Source organism: Oceanisphaera litoralis, assembly GCF_016907015.1.
GTDB classification, from domain to species: Bacteria; Pseudomonadota; Gammaproteobacteria; order Enterobacterales; family Aeromonadaceae; genus Oceanimonas; species Oceanimonas litoralis.
In genome coordinates, this window is sequence record NZ_JAFBBE010000056.1 from 1 (window position 1) to 1,281 (window position 1,281).

Below are 1,281 nucleotides of genomic sequence, written 5' to 3' on the forward strand. Positions count from 1 at the left end.
CAGTGAAGACAGCGAACAGCTGAAGATAGTGCCGGCCAGGATCAGCGTGATCAAACACCGCCGTACCAAGTATGCCTGTCGTCATTGTGAACAGATGGCCACCCGCACCCAACTCGTCACGGCGCCCAAACCGGCGCAGCCCATCCCCCGCAGCATCGCCAGCCCGGAGGCGTTGGCAGCCGTGGTCACCGCCAAGTACTGCGATGCGCTGCCGCTCTACCGGCAATGCGATATCCTGGCGCGGATCGGCCTGGAGATAAGCCGCAGCACCCTGGCCAACTGGTGCATCAAGGCCGGCGAGTTGTTGCAGCCGCTGCTGGAGCAGATGCGCCGCGAGCTGCTGGACCAGGCGGTCGTGTGCGCCGATGAAACCCGAGTACAGGTGCTGAGCGAACCTGACCGCGAAGCGGAGACACAATCCTATATGTGGGTGTACCGCAGCGGTGAGTTCCACACACAACCGGTGGTGCTGTATGACTATCAGCCGGGGCGTGGGCAGCAGTATCCGCAGGCCTTCCTTGAAGGCCATCGCGGTTATCTGTTGTGCGATGGCTATGCGGTCTATGGCACGCTCAAGGAAGTAACGCTGTCTGGCTGCTGGGCGCATGCCCGGCGCAAGTTCAGCGATGCCCTCAAGGCGCAGCCGAAGAAAACCGGCAAGGCCACCGTCGCCCTCGGCTATATCCAGAAGCTCTATGCCATTGAACGTTCAGCCAAGGGGCTGCCGCCGGATACGCGGCGGGAAATACGTCGGCAACAGGCGGGGCCACTGCTGGACACCTTCAAGGCTTGGCTCACGGAGAGTGCGGACTCGCTGTTGCCGAAGAGCTATATCGGTGAGGCGGTCAACTACACCCTCAAGCAATGGGACAAGCTGAGCCGCTATCTGGAAGATGGCGAGCTGAGTATCGACAACAATGTGACCGAGCGGGACATCCGACCGTTTACCACCGGCCGCAAGAACTGGTTGTTCTCCCAGTCGGTCGGCGGCGCCCATGCCAGCGCGGCGTTGTACAGTATCGTGATGACCTGCCGGGCCAACGATATCAACCCGTACTTCTACTTCCAGCGGCTGTTTACCGAGCTACCGCAACGGCCCCCCGGTGCCGATCTGACTGATCTGCTGCCATGGAACGTCGCGCTGGATGCCGAGTAGGTACCGGCTTACCGGTTAATTAGCCGCTTACACACTTGCTCTATCGAATTTAGTTCTGGGGAATACGGCGGTAGCTTGATGATACTGACATTATCAAATTCAGCGGCGATATCATCGGTATGCCA

The 1,281-nt window shown here is 60.0% G+C and carries 2 protein-coding genes; one reads left to right on the forward strand and one right to left on the reverse strand.

Annotated features, from left to right (window positions below):
- A partial coding sequence (gene tnpC, locus HNR62_RS16040) for an IS66 family transposase (protein ID WP_204797085.1) occupies positions 1–1,156 on the forward strand: 1,156 nt, incomplete at its 5' end.
- A gap of 8 nt (positions 1,157–1,164) precedes the next feature.
- Here the strand turns inward: tnpC and HNR62_RS16045 are convergent.
- Positions 1,165–1,281: transposase (locus HNR62_RS16045; protein ID WP_204797086.1), on the reverse strand; the 117-nt coding region annotated here is incomplete at its 5' end.